The following is a 16,486-nucleotide window of genomic DNA, read 5'->3' on the forward strand; positions in this document are numbered from 1 at the left end:
CGCCACGAAACGGAGTCAGGATGAACCTCGTCGCACAGATCGCGATGGCCGCTGCCGAAACCGAGCACCACGGCAACGTCGCGCTCGAAACGGTGATCTTCGGAGCCATCGCTGCGGTCGTGTTCGCCTTCCTCGGGCTGGTGACCTTCTCGTACAAGAACGTCGCCAACCGTCACTCGGCGAAGGCCGAGGCATGGGCAGCGCAGCACGGCAAGGACGGCCACGAGGCGGGACACGGCCACTAGGCCCCCATGAACGACGCTGCGACCACGCGCCCCCCGCGCATCGGCGTGATGGGCGGTACGTTCGACCCCATCCATCACGGCCACCTCGTCGCAGCCAGCGAGGTCGCGAACTCCTTCGGGCTCGACGAGGTCGTCTTCGTGCCGACCGGCCACCCGTGGCAGAAGTCGGGAGTCTCGCCGAGCGAGCACCGCTACCTCATGACGGTCATCGCCACCGCCTCGAACCCGCAGTTCACGGTGAGCCGGGTCGACATCGACCGCGAGGGCCCCACCTACACGATCGACACACTGCGCGACCTGAAGCGTGATCGACCGGATGCCGACCTCTTCTTCATCACCGGAGCCGACGCCGTAGCGCAAATTCTCAGTTGGAGGGACCATGATGAGTTGTGGGAGTTGGCCCACTTCGTCGCGGTCTCACGCCCTGGACATGTCCTGAGCACAGACGGCCTCCCGAGCGACAACGTCAGCCAACTGGAAGTGCCGGCGCTGTCGATCTCGTCGACGGACTGCCGTGAACGCGTTCGCGACGATCAGCCGGTCTGGTATCTGGTCCCTGATGGGGTCGTTCAGTACATCGCGAAGCATCATCTGTATCGGAGCAAGGCATGAGTACATCGGATCAGCAGGAGCAGGGTCCGCTGACGCGAAAGCAGCTGCGGGAGATTCGATTGACGGGTTCGACCCCGGTCATCTCCAGCGAGGAGGCTGCCGCGGCGGCTGAGGCGGCACCGCCCGCACCGCCGCTGCCCCGTGCCGCCGAGCCCGTGGAGATCCCGCCCGCGCCGACTTCCGTGCCTGACGACGTCAGCGGCGATGCGCCGTTGACGCGCCGCCAGGCGCGCGAGCTCGAGAAGGTGCGCACGGCCTCGGTGCCCGTGATCGCCGGAGAGCAGTCCGAAGAGGCGGAGGTCGAGCAGCCAGCCCCCGACGCGCCGGCGGAACCGACCGACGAGGAGTCCGCCGCGACGCACGACCCCGCGGAGATCGTGTCGGGGGTCCCGAACTTCACACGGAACGAAGAGCCGGGCGACGCCGACGATGATGACGTCGACGACGAGGTCGCCGTCGCTCCCGTGCGTGCATCCATCGTCGCGGATTCCGTGGGAGATGTTCCGCTGGAGTCCGTCGATGGTGCCGGTGACGAGTCCGACGAGGACGATGTTGACGTGGCTTCGGCTCTGGGCCTTCCGGCCGAGAGCACCGGTGACTCCGAGGCCGACGGTGACGACGTGCTGGCAGATGTCGGTGACGCCGATGATGACGATGACGACGCCGCAGCCCGCCCCACCGTCAACCCCGCGTTCGGTGAAGGGATCCTCGCCGATGCTCCCGACCCGCACACCCCCTTCCGCCCGTCGTTCGACGAGCTGCTCTCCGTCGGTGACTCGACCGGGTCGCAGCACTCCGCACCGAACGCCCTGATCTTCACGCCGTCCCCGGGAGAGGGCTCGCTCTCCGGCCCTGTCGCCTCCACCGGTGAGATCCTCGTCACCGGGTCTTATGAACTGCCTCAGGGCATGGGCTCGCAGGGCCACGCCCTGGGAACCACCGACGGCAAGGACGTCGACGCCGTTCTCATCGACGGCGAGCTTCCCCCCGCGTCGTCGCCTACGCCGATCGCCGCCAGCTCGGCGGTCAGCACCATCAAGCCCGCCGGCGAGGTGATCCGTCCGCCGGCGCCCGAGAAGGGCAACCGGCTGATGATCACCCTGGCGATCGTCGCCGGAGGCCTCGCCCTCGCTGTCGGTGTCGTCGTCATCATCGCCATCACCACGAATGTGTTCTGATGCAATCACCTGAAACTGCCGAAGAGATGCTGCGTCTCGCAGCACAAGCCGCCATCGACAAGGGCGGTGAAGATCTCGTCGCACTGAACGTGTCCGAGCCTCTTCCGCTCGTCGACATCTTCCTGCTCGTCACCGGAAACAGCGAGCGCAACGTCGCCGCCATCGCCGATGAGATCGAGGACCGGCTGATCGAGTCGGGCCACAAGCGCGTACGGCGCGAGGGGCGCGCGGAGGCCCGATGGGTGCTCCTCGACTTCGGCGACCTGATCGTGCACGTCTTCCATCAGGAGGAGCGCGTCTACTACGGCCTCGAGCGACTGTGGAAGGACTGCCCCGTCGTTCCGATCGACGTGGCAGAGCCCGCCACCACAGACCCGAGCTGACATGCCCACGCACCTGATCACCGGTGCGGGTTCCGGCATCGGTGCAGTCCTCGCGCGCCGTCTGCTGGACCGTGGCGATGACGTGGTGGTGCTTGCCCGCGACGCCGGACGCGCCAGGCAGATCGCAGAGAGCCTTCTGGGAGCATCCGTCCTGGTCGCTGATCTGGCTCAGCCGGGTCGTCTGTCGTGGGCGCTGTCGAAGCAGCACCTGCCCGACCGGATCGACTCGCTCGTGCACGTCGCCGGGGTCGTCGACCTCGGTGACGTGGCCGACCTCGCTCCCGCGTTGTGGGAACAGCAGCTGGCCGTGAACCTCGTGGCTCCTGCCGAGCTCACGCGCCTTCTGCTGCCCGTTCTGCGCGTGTCGCAAGGGCAGGTCGTATTCGTGAACTCGGGGGCGGGACTGCGTGCCAACGCCGGGTGGGCGGCATATGCGGCGTCGAAGCACGGTCTCCGGGCCCTCGCCGATGCGTTGCGAGCCGAGGAGGCCGCACACGGTGTGCGCGTGACCTCGATCTATCCCGGTCGCACGGCCACTCCCATGCAGGAGCGTGTGCACCAGCAGGAGGGGCAGGACTACGACGCGGAGCGTTTCATCACCCCCGACGCCGTCGTCACGACCATCCTCACCGCCCTCGATCTTCCGCGAGACGCGGAGATCACCGACCTCACGGTGCGGCCGGGTCGCTGATCCGGCCTCGTCGTACCGGACGGTCAGGCGGTCACACGCGTTCGGCGTGCGAGCATGCCGCGCTCCGCGCGCGTCTGCGGCGGAATCGCGGACAGCAGCGACCGCGTATAGGGATGTTCGGGGTGGCGGTAAACGTCCTCCGTCTCCCCGATCTCGACCATGTTCCCCAGGTACATGACCGCCACGCGATCGGCGATGTGACGCACGAGGGACAGGTCGTGCGCGATGAAGACGATCGACATGCCCAGCCGCTCGCGCAGGTCGCACAGCAGGTCGATGATCTGTGCGCGGATCGACACGTCGAGCGCCGAGACAGGCTCGTCGCACACCAGAACGTCCGGATCGAGCGCGAGCGCCCTGGCGATGCCGATGCGCTGGCGCTGGCCGCCCGAGAACTGGTGCGGGAAGCGCGAGCCCATCTCGGGGGTGAGGCCGACGAGATCGAGCAGCTCGGCGACGCGCTCCCGTCGCGTCGCCGGCGTTCCGGAGTGGGTCGCGGCGAGCGGTTCGGAGATGATCTGCTGCACGGTCATCCGCGGGTTCAACGACATATACGGGTCCTGGAAGACCATCTGCACGCCACGACGCAGGATCTTCCGGTCGCGGAGCCGACCGCGCGTCACGTCCTGATCGCGGTAGCGCAGGGTGCCGGCATCGGGTGAGTCGAGTCCGACCAGCATCCGCGCCAGCGTCGACTTGCCGCTGCCCGATTCGCCGACGATCGCCAGGATCTCGCCCTGGCGGAGCTCGAGATCGACACCCGCGACGGCGGCGACTCGGTGCGCTCGTCGCCCGCTCCCGGAACGGAACGTGCGCTTCAGGCCGCGGCCTTCGAGGATGGGCACCGTCCCGTCGTTCTCCGCGGCGGCGCTCACATCTCGCGGCATGGAGTTCAGCAGACGCATGGTGTAAGCGTGCTGCGGCTTCGTGAGCACCTCGTCGGCGGGCCCTGACTCCACGATGCGGCCAGAGCGCATGACGGCGACCTGATCGGCGACCTCCATCACCACGCCCAGATCATGCGTGATGAGCAGGATTCCCATGCCCAGCCGGTCGCGCAGGGACAGCAGCAGGTCGAGGATCTGCGCCTGCACCGTCACATCGAGCGCGGTGGTCGGCTCATCCGCGATGATGAGATCAGGATCCAGCGCGATCGCCATGGCGATCAGGATGCGCTGGCGCTGACCGCCGGAGAACTGGTGCGGATAGTCGTGCACGCGCTTGTCGGGGGTGGGGATACCGACGAGGGTCAGCAGCTCGACCGCGCGCGCTTCGGCGGCTCGGCGGCCGATGCTGCCATGAGCGCGGATGAGGTCGATGATCTGGTCGCCGATGCTGAGGACCGGGTTCAACGCGGAAAGGGCATCTTGCATGACCAGGCTGACGCGCACGCCTCGCAGGCGTCGATGCTGCTCGGGGGAGAGGGCGAGGAGGTCGGTTCCGCTCAGTGACATCGTCTCCGCCTCGACGTCTCCTTCGTCGATCAGACCCATGATCGCGCGGGCGGTCATCGACTTGCCCGAGCCTGATTCGCCGAGCAGCGCGAAGACTTCGCCGCGGCGAACGGCGAGATCGATGCCGTCGACCACGCGGCTGTGGCGTCCATCGCCGGTGAGGGTGACGGTGAGTCCCTTGACGTCCAGGACGACGGCGTTCCGGGGGGCGGATGTGTTCTCCATGGATGCCATCATGCCAGCTTCTTTGTTCTGAATTGTTTCGAACAGGAAACATTTCAGCCGAAGATAATCACAATGGTTGACATCTGCGCCGAAATCCTCCAGATTCGAGGAATCTCCCGCTCGTCGACCGGGAGGGGCACCCGCATCATCGAACCGAAGGAGCGCATCCGTGCTCGAACAAGCTGGCCGGTACACCGGCTACACCGCGTACGACTACCTGGAAGCCGGCAAGGACTACCGCGAGTTCCGCTACGCCAAGCAGATCGGCCGTGTGCCGGCCTACGACCTCGGGCTCAGTGCCGCGCAGCAGGAACGCACCGAACGTCTGCTTCGCGAAGAGACCGTGATCTCCCTGCACGAGCACGTGCAGGTCTTTCCCGAAGACATGGGCGAGCTGCGCGACCACATCCGCCAGGGCCGCGAACCCACCGGCTACCAGGGCCTCGCCCGCTCCGGGTTGACCGCCGTGTTCGACAACGGCATGGACGGCACCTGCTGCATCTCGAGCGATGCCGGCTGGAAGTACCAGGACGTGCTGTTCGACCTCGGCGTGCGCATGGCCGACCTCGCACACCAGGACTACGTGATCAAGGCCGAGTCAATCAAGGACATCCGTCACGCCGCCGAGACCGGACGGGTCGCGCACATCTTCGCGCTCGAAGCCTCGACCATGATCGAGAACGAGGTCGACCGCCTCGACGTCCTGTACGGCTTCGGCGTGCGGCAGATGGGCATCGCATACTCCGAGGCGAACATGCTCGGCGGCGGTCTCAAAGAGCGCGGAGACGGCGGGTTGACCTACTTCGGCGAGCGCGCGGTCGAGCGTATGAACAAGCTCGGCATCGCGATCGACATCTCCCACTCCGGTGACCAGACCTGTCTCGATGTGATCGCCCACTCGACCAAGCCGGTATTCATCACGCACGCCGGTGCGCGCGGCCTGTGGCCGACGAACCGCATGAAGACGGATGAGACGATCATCGAATGCGCCAAGCGTGGCGGCGTGATCGGAATCGAGGCCGCCCCTCACACGACGATCTCCCCCCAGCACCCGAAGCACTCCCTGGAATCGGTCATGGACCACTTCCAGTACTGCGTGGACCTGGTGGGACTCGAGCACGTCAGCTTCGGTCCTGACACGCTGTTCGGCGATCACGTCGGCCTGCACGACGCGTTCTCGTCGAACCTGTCGCTCGGGCAGGCACATGCGAACGTCGACTACGAGAAGCAGCCGTACGTCGACGGCATCGAGAACCCGGCCGAGGCCTTCTACAACATCATCGGCTGGCTCGTGAAGCACGACTACTCCGACGACGAGATTCGCGCCGTCGTCGGAGGGAACACCATGCGCGTACTCGAGGAGGTTTGGGTCTGATGAAGTACAGCAAGTTCCTCGCCCTCGGTGCGGCCGCGGCTCTCGCCGTCGGCCTCGCCGCGTGCGCCCCGTCCGCGCCGGAACCGGGGGAGTCATCCGGCTCCACCGGCCCGAGCGACGAGACGATCAGCATCGGCACGACGACAGATGTCGTGAACTTCAATCCGGTCCTCGGGAACAGCCGCACGGACTCGTGGATCACGAACCTGATGTATCCGCATCTGCTGAGCATCAGCGACGACGGCACCAAGGAAGCCCACGTGGCCACCGACTGGGGCTACGTGGACGACACCACCGGCTTCTACGAGATCCGCGACGATCTCACCTGGAGCGATGGTGAGCCCCTCACCGCCGAGGACGTCGCCTGGACGCTGAACGCCGTCAAGCGCGATCAGGCTCCCGGCACGTTCTACGGGCAGCTGGGCAACCTCGACACCGCGACCGCGGTGTCGGAAACCCGCGTCGAGCTCGCCCTCACCCAGCCCGACTCCTCGATCGTCGAAGAGATCGGCTTCTGGGGCGTCGTCGTTCCGAAGCACGTGTTCGAGCCGCAGGGGTCGATCGCCGAGTTCGCGAACGACGGCAGCGCCGGAGGCTGGGTGGGCATGGGGCCGTTCATCATGAGCGACTTCCAGGTCGGTCAGCACTACACGCTGAAGCGCGTCGAGGACTACCCGCTCGTCAAGGGCGGCGTCCCCGGGCACGCCGAGGTCGTGTACCGCGTGTACCCGGACGTGAACACCGAGATCCTGGCGCTGCAGAGCGGCGAGATCGACGTGATCGCGAACGCGCTGCCACCCGCACAGGTCGAGCAGCTCAGCAGCACCGACGGCCTCCAGGTCGTCGAGGCGCCCGGGCTCGGCTACGCGCACCTGGTCTACAACATGGACAAGCCCGACCTCGCGAAGACCGAGGTGCGACAGGCTCTGGCCCATGCGGTCGACTATGACGCGATCCGCACCGTCGTGCTGCAGGGGCAGGCCGTCTCGACAGGTTCCAGCGCTCTGATGCCAGTGCTCGCGAAGTACTACGACAAGTCGGTGAAGGAGTACGAGTTCGATCCCGAGAAGTCGCGCTCCCTCATGGAGAAGGCCGGTTACACGGCAGACGCGAACGGGAATTTCCCCGTCTCGTTCCGGCTGATCTACTCGCTGCAGGACAGCGTGACCAGCCAATGGGCGCAGATGGTGAAGGACAGCGCGGCGGAGGCCGGCATCACGATCGAGCTGCAGGGCACCGAGCGCAACACATACCTCTCGATGACCAGCGAGGGCGACTACGACATCTACGCGGGCAACTTCGCGATCATGGACGATCCGGTGACGAACTTCTCGCTGTCGTACCTTCCCGGCGGTGCGATCAACTACACCCATGTCGACGACGCCGACCTGAACGCGCTGATCGAGGAGGGCATGGTGACGTTCGACGAGGACGAGAAGATCTCGATCATGCGCGAGGCGAACAAGATCGTGCACGAGCAGGTCTACGACAACATCATGTACACGCAGAACCTGTTCTTCGCGGCCAGCGACGAATGGGCCGGCTTCATCTCGAAGCCGAGCGAGCTGCTCTCGATCGTGAACCCGCTCTCGCTCGCGAGCGCGCACCCGGTCGAGTAACAACCACTGAAATCTCGAGGAAGGTCGCCCGGGTGTCCCGAGCATCGTTCATTCTCCGTCGCGTGGGTCGAGGTCTGCTCACGATCTGGTTCGCCGTGACCGTGACGTTCCTGCTCCTGCGTCTGCTTCCCGGCGACCCGGCCCTGGCGAGTCCGAACATGACGGACGACATCCGGGCGACCATCCTCGAGCAGTACGGGCTGGACCAGCCCCTGATCGTGCAATACGGGCTCTACATGTGGCAGCTGCTGCAGGGCAACCTCGGCATCTCGTTCACGCAGTCGATCCCGGTCACCGATGTCCTCATGCAGCGGCTGCCGTGGACCCTTCTCCTGACGATCACGGCACTGGTGCTCACGATCCTCATCGGCGTTCCACTCGGCGTCGCGGCTGCGTCCCACAAGGGGCGCTTCATCGACAGGGCGGTGCAGGTGGTCGGCGTGACGGGGCAGTCCCTGTTCGTCCCGAGCGTCGCCATCCTCCTGCTCTTCGTGTTCGGGTTGAACCTCGGATGGTTCCCGATCGGAGGTGCCTACACCAACAACACCTACGGCTTCGAGTGGTACCTCAGCGTCGCGCAGCACCTCGTCCTCCCGGCGGTGTCGCTCATGCTCATCCAGGTCGGCTCCTACGTGCTCACGATGCGTTCGACGCTGATCGAGACGCTCGGCGAGGACTACATCCTCCTGGCGAAGGCGAACGGCATCCGTGGCAGCCGCATCCTCTGGAAGCACGCCCTGCGCAACGCCCTGCTCCCCACCACGACCCTGATCGGCCTGCAACTCGGATTCCTGGTCGGCGGTGCAGTACTCACCGAGACCGTGTTCGCCTATCCGGGCATCGGGCGCGGGATCTACGAGGCCGTCACACAGCTCGACTTCCCCGTGCTGCAGGGCGCCTTCCTCATGCTCGCCATCACCGTCGTGGTCGCCAACACGATCACCGACATCATCTACGGCTACCTGGACCCGAGAGTGAAGACCTCATGACCGCTCCGATGCCCGCCTCAGAGACCCTCGCTCCGAGCGAGCCGACCGCCGCCGGCAGCGAGCGGGCGAGCGCGCACACCTGGCGCGCTTTCCGCCGGGACCCGCTCGGCATGATCTCGCTCGGGCTGCTGATCCTGCTGGTGATCGTGGCTCTCGCGGCGCCGCTGATCGCGCCCTATCCCGCCAGCTACGGACCGGACGTCCTGCGTCCGCCGAGCGGCGACCACTGGTTCGGTACCGACGCACTGGGCCGCGATGTCTTCTCCGAGGTGATCTGGGGAACGCAGCAGAGTGTGCTCGTCGCGGTGGCCGCCTCGCTGATCGCGATCGTCTTCGGCACGATCATCGCTGTTCTCGGCGCCTACTTCCGCAAGCTCGACAGCTTTATCAGCGTGATCGTCGACATGACGCTCTCGCTGCCGGTGCTCCCGCTCATGATCCTGATCGCCGCGCTCGTGGGGCCGAGCACGTCGACGATCATCTTCGTGGTCGCCGCGTTCTCCTGGCCGGAGGTCACCCGTCTCGTGCGCTCGCAGGCGCTGACCGTGGTCGGGCTGCCCTATGTCGATGCCTCGCGCCTGATGACCACCTCTCCGGTCTGGATCATCACGAAACACGTCCTCCCCGCCGTCACGCCGGTGGTCGTGGTGTCCGTGGTCGTGACCGCCTCGCGGGCCGTGCTCTCGGCCGCCGGACTCGCCTTCCTCGGCCTCGGCGACCCGACGACCTGGTCCTGGGGTCGCATCCTCTACGAGGCGCAGCAGGCCGGCGCGATGGTCAGTGCCTGGTGGCTGACGCTGTTCCCCTCGATCGCGATCCTCATCCTGGTGCTGTCCGCGACCCTGTTGTCGATCGCCTACAACGATGCGCGCAACCCGCGCCACCTCGCCCGATAGGAGCCGGAGATGACCGAGTTCGACCAGCGGCTCGCGCCCGAGTTCTTCGATCGCGTGCAGACCGGTGTCCGCGACCGGATGGGGGCGCAGGGCTTCGACGCCTTCCTCACCGACCATCCGGAGGACATCGCGTACCTCACCGGCTTCTTCCACCACCCTTCCGAGCGTCCGGTGGCGATCTGGATCGAGGCGAACGGCAGGGTGGTGATGCTGTTGCCCGAACTGGAACGCGAGTACGCAGAGTCGCAGTCCGCGAGGGCAGAACTGGTGGCGTTCTTCGAGTTCCCCGGAGTCGTTGCACCGTTCGAGGCTCTGGCTCGCGCGGTCTCGCCGCGGGGGCGGGTCGGGTTCGCGTCGTCCATGCCGTTCTCCCGTCTCTCGGCGGCGAGGGAGGCGATGCCCGGAGCCGATCTCGTCGCCTCGGATCTGTTGACCCGCGCCCGTTTCGTGAAGTTCCCCGAGGAGGTGACCCTGCACCGCGAGGCCGCCCGCGTGACGGATCGGATGCTCGAGGCCGGGGTTTCGCTGGTGGTCGAGGCCGTCGCAGCCGGGGGAGAGCTCCCCACCGAGGCCGAGCTCGAGCGTCACGTCACGGCGACGGGTACCGGCATCATGTACGCAGAGCACCGCAACGTGGTGGTGGCCTCCCTGCTCGCCGGCGGGCTGGTCTACTCCGGCGCGAACTCCGCCTTCCCACACGGGCTCCCGTCGGTGAACCGCCTCAAAGCCGGCGACACCTTCATGCTGTCGTTGGGCTGCGCGGTGGGCGGTCGCTTCATCGAGGGCGAGCGCACCTTCGTGCTGGGCGAGCCCACGGCGGAGCAGCGGCGCTACCACGACACGATCAACGCGGCGCAGCAGCTCGGGCGTGAGACCATCCGCGCCGGGCTCGAGTGTCGCGAAGCCAACCGCCTCTGTCTCGACGTGATCCGCGGTGCCGGACTCGGCGCGTTCATCCGGCATCGTCAAGGACACGGAATCGGTCTCGGCATGCACGAGGCGCCCTGGCTGGAAGACGGCGATGCGACGCTGCTGGAGGCGGGCATGGTCGTCTCGAACGAGCCGGGCATCTACGTCCCACAGCACGCGGGGTACCGCATCAGCGACAGCATGCTCGTGACGGACACCGGCGCCGAACCTCTGACCACCTACCCCCGCAGTCTCGACGACTGCACCATCGCGCTCTGACGCCCCGGAATCCGAGAGAGAGAAGAGAACATGACATCGACACCGCCGGTATCGCCGGAGTTCGCCGCAGCCACCAGCACCCACGAGTGGGTCGAGATCAACGGCAACCACCTGGCCGTCGAGGTGCTCGGTCCTGAGGGGGCGCCCGTCATCATCACCCACCACGGTGCTCCTGGTCTCGGTTCCCGTGCGGAACCGCGTGCCAGCTTCGGGCGCCTGGCCGACGAGTACCGCGTCGTGGTGTTCGATGCGCGCGGGAGCGGCCAGAGCGACGGGGAAGGCGTCTACAGCCACGAGCAGTGGGCGGCGGACATCGATGGTCTGCGGGAATGGATCGGCGCCGAGAAGATCGTGATGGCGGGGGGCTCGTACGGCGGCTTCATGGCCATGGAGTACGCGCTGCGATACCCGGAGCGGGTGGCGGCCATCGTGCTGCGCGACACTTCGCCGGACAACTCCAACGCCCATCTGGCTCGCGAGAACGCGCTCGCCTCCGACCGCGTGACGATCGACATGGAGAAGTTCGATCGCATCGACGTGGGACAGGTCCACGACGACGAAGACCTCAAGGACTGCTGGCGCGAGATCCTGCCTCTGTACGACTTCGTCTACGATCCGGAGGCGACCGAGCGCAAGGTGCAGGCCACGCCGTACCGCTACCGCGCGCACAACTACGCCTTCTCGGTGAACCTCCCGAATTATGACCTCAAGCCACGGCTGCACGAGATCGGTGTGCCGACACTCATCACCGTGGGCCGGACGGACTGGATCACGCCAGTATCGTGTAGCCAGACGATCGCCGATCTCATCCCGGACTCCGAGATGGTGGTGTTCGAGAAATCGGGGCACTCCCCGCAGATCGAGGAGGCAGAGGCGTGGACGAAGACCGTGCGCACGTTCCTGCACCGGGTGTACCCGCCGACCCGATGAGCAGTGTTCACCTGACGAGAGAAGTGAACGACCTCGACCGACGGATCGTCGTAGCGCTGCAGCAGGACGGGCGCGCAAGCTGGACATCGATCGCGGAGTTCGCCGGAGCATCGGTCTCGACCGTCACGCGACGCGGCCAGCAGCTGCTGGCGGAAGGGCTGGTGCGTGTAGGGATCGTGCCGACCCTGGGCAGCGAAGGGCACGTGGAGACCTTCTTCGTGCGCATCAACTGCACACCGGGGTCGCAGTTGAGTGTCGCGCAGGCGCTGATCGGCTCGCCCTACGTGCGCTTCGTGACCTTGGTGACCGGCAAGTTCGACGTGTTCGCCGAGGTCGTCATCCCGGGCGACTCCGCGACGTATGCGCATGTCCTCACCGATCTGCAGGCGATCCCGGGCGTCGAACGGTGGCGCAGCGACCTGGTCGTGCACACGTACAAGGTGAGCTTCGACTGGGGGCGGCAGCTCTACGACGCCCATGCCGAGGCTGCAAGCGACCCGCAGTCGTACATGCCCGCGCCGAACACTTGCGATCCCACGCACTTCGATGACGCCGACCGGGCCATCGTCGAAGAGCTGCGTCACAACGGCCGTGCGTCGTTCCAGTCGATCGGCGACACGCTCGACATGAACGAGAGCAGCGTGCGCCGTCGCTACGAGCGGATGCGCAACGCCGGATGCCTGACCACCGTGACGATGGTGCCGGCATCGGCACTGGGGATGAGTGCCGAGACACTGTTGATCCTGCGGGTAGAACCGTCGCGGATCGCCTCCGTCGCCCAGACGCTCGCCCATCACGTGTCGGTGCGATTCCTCGCCGCGGCGTTGGAGGAGAACTCGCTCTATTGCGAGATCATCCTTCCGAGCACCGAGACCCTGCACGACTTCCTCACCGGGACCATCGCGCACCTCAAGGGAGTTCGCGGATGGAATGCGGCGATGGAGCTCGTCTTCATGAAGCGCGGCTTCATCGAGACGCCGTGGTGGCGGGCCCAGGTGGCCTCGGCAGGGGCTGTGGACGCCGGGTCGTAGCCCCGGGTTTCCGTGACGGCACCCTCCGCGCGTGGTGTCAAGGGGCTTCCCCGGGCGCGGTTTGTGGCGCACTCTCTGTGGAGAGAGAGTCCTGGAGGGCCCCACATGTCTGAACTTCCGGATCCGCGTTTCATGCTGAATCGCATCACGGCGTCGGAATGGGTGATCAACGACCTTCGATACTCGCCCAACGACCCGCGCCATGTCGTCGCGTGCGTGTACGAACTCGCCGAGACCGAGGTCGAGGTGACCTGGCTGCGTGACCTGCCACTCGCCACGCGTTATGGAACCGCATTCGAGGTGCTCGAGGATGTCGAGAGGATGCGTGGTTCGAGCAGGGCCACACGTCCGATCTCCATCCCCCATCGGCCGCCGCTGCTGGCGACCTAGTCGTCCCGCGGCACGGACAGCGAACGAAGAAGCGCACCTCCTCGATCTCTGAGGGGGTGCGCTTCCTCCATGCCGCGCTGCGGAGCTCAGGCGGCCACGTGCGGGATCACAGCAGCTGCAGATCGGTCACGCACGTGCGATCGTCCGGCGACGTGGTCGACAGCGGCACGGTGCCCGTCAGGCCGGCGCTCTCGACGGTCAGCGTCGCCTCGATTCCCCGAGGCACCCAGACGCCGGTGAACCCGTTGTCGTGGGTGCGGCGCATCTCGTCGATGAGCACCGTCCCGTCGTCGGCGGTGAGGACGATGCGCATCTCGATGTCGGAGAGCTCACCGACGCACGTCGTGAGGCTGTGGAAGTGGCACTCGTGGGTCTGTTCGCGGAATGGTGCGACCGAGATGTACACCGCGTCGTCGGGCATCGGCAGCCGACTCTCCCGGCCGCTGGTGTCACGCAGCAGGAGCGCGTCGGGTTCGACGGATGCGAGGAGATCGTCCGGGCGGTCCGCCACGGGCATCGCGTCGAGTCGTTCGATCACCTCGCCGACGTCGAGCCCCGCGAGGTCGTGCGCGGCGAGCAGGTCCTGCGCCGACGCCACCGAGTCGACGTCGGCGGGGGAGACGGCGGGCGCGCACCCGGACAGGGCGATTCCGGCGACGGCCAACGCGGCGAGCCCCGCGGACAGCCTCCGTCGTCGACGTGATGCGGAGACCGACGGAGAGGCGGGGGACGTGGTGGAGGGGAGGGGATGGTTCATGGGGACGGTCCTTCGTGCGAGGTGGGGCCGGTGTGGGCGGGGATACGCCGACACCGACCCCGAAATGGGTTCAGAGGGTGGAGAGGAGGTCCTTCATCTCCTGGATCTCCTCGGTCTGCGCGTCGATGATCGTCTGGGCGAGTTCGATCGCTTCCGGATCGCTCCCGCCGTCGACCTCCGCCCGCGCCATCTCGACGGCTCCCTCGTGGTGCACGATCATCTGGTCGAGGAACAGGCGTGACGCTTCGGGACCGTCGGCGGAGCGGAGCGCGGCGAGGTCGTCGTCGCTCATCATCCCGTCGCCGTGGTCCATCCCGTTCGCGTCGCGGTCGTCGGAGCCGATGCCCCAATCGTCCAACCAGCCCTCGAGCTGTTCGATCTCCGGGCCCTGCGCGGCCTTGATCCGCTGGGCGAGTTCGGCCACCTCGGGGTCGATCCCCTCCACTCCGAGCACGATGTCGCTCATCTCGATCGCCTGCTCGTGGTGCACGATCATCATCGAGGCGAACATGACGTCGGCATCGTTGACGTCGGCATCGCTCATGCCGGCCGATGGTGACGACGAGCTGTGGTCCATGCCGGGCATGGAAGCGTCGTCGGTGCCGGTCGCGCAGCCGGACAGCAGCAGAACGGCGGACAGGGTGAGTGCGGCGGTTGCCGCAGCACGAATCTTCATGGGTGTGTTCTCCAAATACGCATAGTCGTTGCGCACACGCCGGACGGCGGCGCGCGAGGGTGAGAGGCCTGGAGCCGTGGCGCGAGAGCGCGGGCTCGACGGCTGCTCAGGTGCGACTGATGCAGAGAACGTGCAGAGAAGGGGCGCGGGGGAGGACCCGCGCGGCCAGGACCTCGAGAAGGAGCGAGCGGAGGAGCATCGCCGTCCAGCCGCGAAGCATTCCAGGCGCGATGAGGAGCACGAGGGCGAGGAGGAGCGCGAGGACGCACATCATCGCCATGCCGGCGTGATCATCGGTGCCGCAGCCTGCGCAGGACATCGCGGTCGTGCCGGACGGGTCTTCGGACGGGAGCGCCTGCACCTGCGCTGTGCCGTGATGCGCGGATACCGGCTCGGACACGGTCATCACCGCCGAAATCGCCGCCGCCGGAGTGTCGGCCGCCGCAGTGCCGTGCAGATTCAGGGTGTGCATCCCCAGCAGCCCCAGGATGACTGCGGCGACGAGGAGCACGCCCGACAGCACACCCCGGAAGACGCTCGATGAGCCTCTTCCGGACCACGTCGCCGCCACCGGTGCCATGAGAGCAAGTCTACGGGGCGCGGGTGACGGCGACCGGTGCGCTGCGGGCCGGCGAGGGTGTGCAGTCAGATGTCGGGGCCGTCGTCGTGCTCGTCCGCGCCGGCAGCGACGCGGTCGGCCTCGGCGCTGTCGACGAGCGCGTCATCGACATCCGGATCGAGAACACGCTCGCCGTCGACCTCCCTCGTCGGCACACCCGTCGGGTCGGTCGGGTCGTCGTCATGGGGGAGCGGGGGAACCGGGGGAATGATCGGGTTCGACATGATCGCATCCTTTCGTCGAGATGGGTTCACGGTAGAACGCGGGGCGTGCGGTCGGAATCGGGTTGACGCTCGTGCAGACGCGCGCTAGCGCGGTTGATCCGGCGCGGTCATCAGGCAGGGCGAGGGTGATAGACCGATTGGGCCTCTACGGCTGCGGTGCCGAAATCACCGTCTGCATTGATAACGTGGCCGCGAGCCAGCGTGAGTCCGGTGGCCCGGCCTCGTCCTTTGAGCACGGCGCCGCGCAGGTCAGGATCGGGGTCGCGGTGGCTCCCGCCGCTCGCGAGCGCGACGTTCACCGCCGTGACATCGCCGAGGATCTGCGATCCATCGCCCAGAGTGGAAGCGCCGGCGAGGTCGATCCTCCCGATCAGACGCACCCGGTTGCCGATCGTGATCACGGAATCGGAACGGTTCGCGAGCAGAGCCACCGCATGCGGGCCGAACTCGTTGTCGGTGCCGATGCTCACGCGTCCGCCGCCGGTCGCCTCGATTCGGGTGCCCTCGAAGAAGCGGTTGTCGTCACCGATGAGGAGAGTGCCGGGGTCGGCGTCGATGCGGACGTTCGGACAGAACACATTGCCGGTCCCGATCTCGGCGTGCGCGGAGAGGAGGGCGGAGAAAGGATCGAGGAAGACGTTGAGGTCGTCCGCGATGAGCTGGCTCACCGTCCGATATCCCCGCGACGCACGCACACGATCCGCGTAGCCCAGGGGCGCGTGCGTCATGGAGCCTCCTGGTCACTGCCGCGTGAGACGAAGAAAGCCCCCGGAGAACCGGGGGCTTTTTCTGTGGACCTGAGGGGACTCGAACCCCTGACCCCCTGCATGCCATGCAGGTGCGCTACCAGCTGCGCCACAGGCCCAGACGCTGTTCCGGACCAGCCGGAGCAACTTGAAAAGAGTACTACACGAATCGACGCGAACACCAATCGGGGAGGGCATCCCGGGCGCGTCACCGTGGAGTGCGGAGGGGAGGAACAAGCGCGCGGCGCCGGGCGTTGA

At 66.8% G+C, this 16,486-nt stretch carries 19 protein-coding genes and 1 tRNA gene; 13 read left to right on the forward strand and 7 right to left on the reverse strand.

The window, feature by feature from the left end:
- Window positions 1-20 precede the first annotated feature (20 nt).
- From ABDC25_RS07435 to ABDC25_RS07455, 5 genes are read left to right on the forward strand one after another with little or no spacing between them, the layout of a single operon-like run.
- Window positions 21-245, forward strand: a complete 225-nt coding sequence (locus ABDC25_RS07435) for a hypothetical protein (protein WP_021198522.1) — start codon at window positions 21-23, stop codon at window positions 243-245.
- A gap of 6 nt (window positions 246-251) precedes the next feature.
- A complete protein-coding gene (nadD, locus tag ABDC25_RS07440) occupies window positions 252-857 on the forward strand; it encodes a nicotinate-nucleotide adenylyltransferase (protein ID WP_021198523.1) in 606 nt (201 codons plus the stop codon).
- The gene (locus ABDC25_RS07445) at window positions 854-2,035 is read left to right on the forward strand and encodes a hypothetical protein (protein WP_347125645.1); all 1,182 of its coding nucleotides are present in this window, start codon (window positions 854-856) and stop codon (window positions 2,033-2,035) included. The genes nadD and ABDC25_RS07445 overlap by 4 nt, the downstream gene beginning before the upstream one ends.
- Window positions 2,035-2,418: a ribosome silencing factor gene (gene rsfS, locus ABDC25_RS07450; RefSeq protein ID WP_029260174.1), complete on the forward strand. Its 384-nt coding sequence runs from the start codon at window positions 2,035-2,037 to the stop codon at window positions 2,416-2,418. The genes ABDC25_RS07445 and rsfS overlap by 1 nt, the downstream gene beginning before the upstream one ends.
- Before the next feature lies 1 nt (window position 2,419).
- Complete coding sequence (locus ABDC25_RS07455) at window positions 2,420-3,109, forward strand: SDR family oxidoreductase (RefSeq protein WP_021198525.1); 690 nt, start codon at window positions 2,420-2,422, stop codon at window positions 3,107-3,109.
- A gap of 23 nt (window positions 3,110-3,132) precedes the next feature.
- Here the strand turns inward: ABDC25_RS07455 and ABDC25_RS07460 are convergent, their stop codons facing one another.
- Window positions 3,133-4,983: an ABC transporter ATP-binding protein gene (locus tag ABDC25_RS07460; RefSeq protein WP_347125648.1), complete on the reverse strand. Its 1,851-nt coding sequence runs from the start codon at window positions 4,981-4,983 to the stop codon at window positions 3,133-3,135.
- On the opposite strand from ABDC25_RS07460, the gene ABDC25_RS07465 reads away from it, so the two are divergent.
- From ABDC25_RS07465 to ABDC25_RS07500, 8 genes are all read left to right on the forward strand, one after another.
- Entirely contained in the window at window positions 4,958-6,163 is a 1,206-nt protein-coding gene (locus ABDC25_RS07465) for a membrane dipeptidase (protein WP_021198528.1), read from the forward strand. The genes ABDC25_RS07460 and ABDC25_RS07465 overlap by 26 nt on opposite strands.
- Window positions 6,163-7,782, forward strand: a complete 1,620-nt coding sequence (locus tag ABDC25_RS07470) for an ABC transporter substrate-binding protein (protein ID WP_347125650.1) — start codon at window positions 6,163-6,165, stop codon at window positions 7,780-7,782. Before ABDC25_RS07465 ends, ABDC25_RS07470 begins: the two co-directional genes overlap by 1 nt.
- 32 nt (window positions 7,783-7,814) lie before the next feature.
- On the forward strand, window positions 7,815-8,771 hold the full coding sequence (locus ABDC25_RS07475) for an ABC transporter permease (RefSeq protein WP_347125652.1): 957 nt from the start codon (window positions 7,815-7,817) through the stop codon (window positions 8,769-8,771).
- Window positions 8,768-9,667 carry an ABC transporter permease gene (locus ABDC25_RS07480; protein ID WP_021198531.1) on the forward strand — a complete coding sequence of 300 codons (900 nt, stop codon included), beginning with the start codon at window positions 8,768-8,770 and terminating at the stop codon, window positions 9,665-9,667. Before ABDC25_RS07475 ends, ABDC25_RS07480 begins: the two co-directional genes overlap by 4 nt.
- 9 nt (window positions 9,668-9,676) lie before the next feature.
- Window positions 9,677-10,855, forward strand: coding sequence for a Xaa-Pro peptidase family protein (locus ABDC25_RS07485; RefSeq protein WP_021198532.1), 1,179 nt, complete (start codon window positions 9,677-9,679; stop codon window positions 10,853-10,855).
- Window positions 10,856-10,885: 30 nt separating this feature from the next.
- Window positions 10,886-11,785: an alpha/beta hydrolase gene (locus ABDC25_RS07490; protein WP_021198533.1), complete on the forward strand. Its 900-nt coding sequence runs from the start codon at window positions 10,886-10,888 to the stop codon at window positions 11,783-11,785.
- A gap of 23 nt (window positions 11,786-11,808) precedes the next feature.
- On the forward strand, window positions 11,809-12,816 hold the full coding sequence (locus tag ABDC25_RS07495; RefSeq protein WP_021198534.1) for an Lrp/AsnC family transcriptional regulator: 1,008 nt from the start codon (window positions 11,809-11,811) through the stop codon (window positions 12,814-12,816).
- A gap of 105 nt (window positions 12,817-12,921) precedes the next feature.
- On the forward strand, window positions 12,922-13,206 hold the full coding sequence (locus tag ABDC25_RS07500; protein WP_021198535.1) for a hypothetical protein: 285 nt from the start codon (window positions 12,922-12,924) through the stop codon (window positions 13,204-13,206).
- 106 nt (window positions 13,207-13,312) lie between these two features.
- Here ABDC25_RS07500 and ABDC25_RS07505 read toward each other — a convergent pair whose 3' ends face one another.
- The 6 genes from ABDC25_RS07505 to ABDC25_RS07530 form a co-directional block, all read right to left on the reverse strand.
- Complete coding sequence (locus tag ABDC25_RS07505; RefSeq protein ID WP_347125656.1) at window positions 13,313-13,963, reverse strand: CueP family metal-binding protein; 651 nt, start codon at window positions 13,961-13,963, stop codon at window positions 13,313-13,315.
- 70 nt (window positions 13,964-14,033) lie between these two features.
- On the reverse strand, window positions 14,034-14,639 hold the full coding sequence (locus ABDC25_RS07510) for a DUF305 domain-containing protein (protein ID WP_029260183.1): 606 nt from the start codon (window positions 14,637-14,639) through the stop codon (window positions 14,034-14,036).
- Window positions 14,640-14,745: 106 nt separating this feature from the next.
- Window positions 14,746-15,219 carry a hypothetical protein gene (locus tag ABDC25_RS07515; RefSeq protein WP_347125658.1) on the reverse strand — a complete coding sequence of 158 codons (474 nt, stop codon included), beginning with the start codon at window positions 15,217-15,219 and terminating at the stop codon, window positions 14,746-14,748.
- Between the two features lie 65 nt (window positions 15,220-15,284).
- The gene (locus ABDC25_RS07520; RefSeq protein ID WP_021198539.1) at window positions 15,285-15,482 is read right to left on the reverse strand and encodes a hypothetical protein; all 198 of its coding nucleotides are present in this window, start codon (window positions 15,480-15,482) and stop codon (window positions 15,285-15,287) included.
- 110 nt (window positions 15,483-15,592) lie between these two features.
- Window positions 15,593-16,210, reverse strand: a complete 618-nt coding sequence (locus ABDC25_RS07525; protein WP_347125660.1) for a hypothetical protein — start codon at window positions 16,208-16,210, stop codon at window positions 15,593-15,595.
- Between the two features lie 64 nt (window positions 16,211-16,274).
- Window positions 16,275-16,347 (reverse strand) — tRNA-Ala (locus tag ABDC25_RS07530).
- Window positions 16,348-16,486: the final 139 nt, after the last annotated feature.

Origin of the sequence: Microbacterium sp. SY138 (assembly GCF_039729145.1) — a bacterium.
Lineage (GTDB): Bacteria > Actinomycetota > Actinomycetes > Actinomycetales > Microbacteriaceae > Microbacterium > Microbacterium maritypicum_A.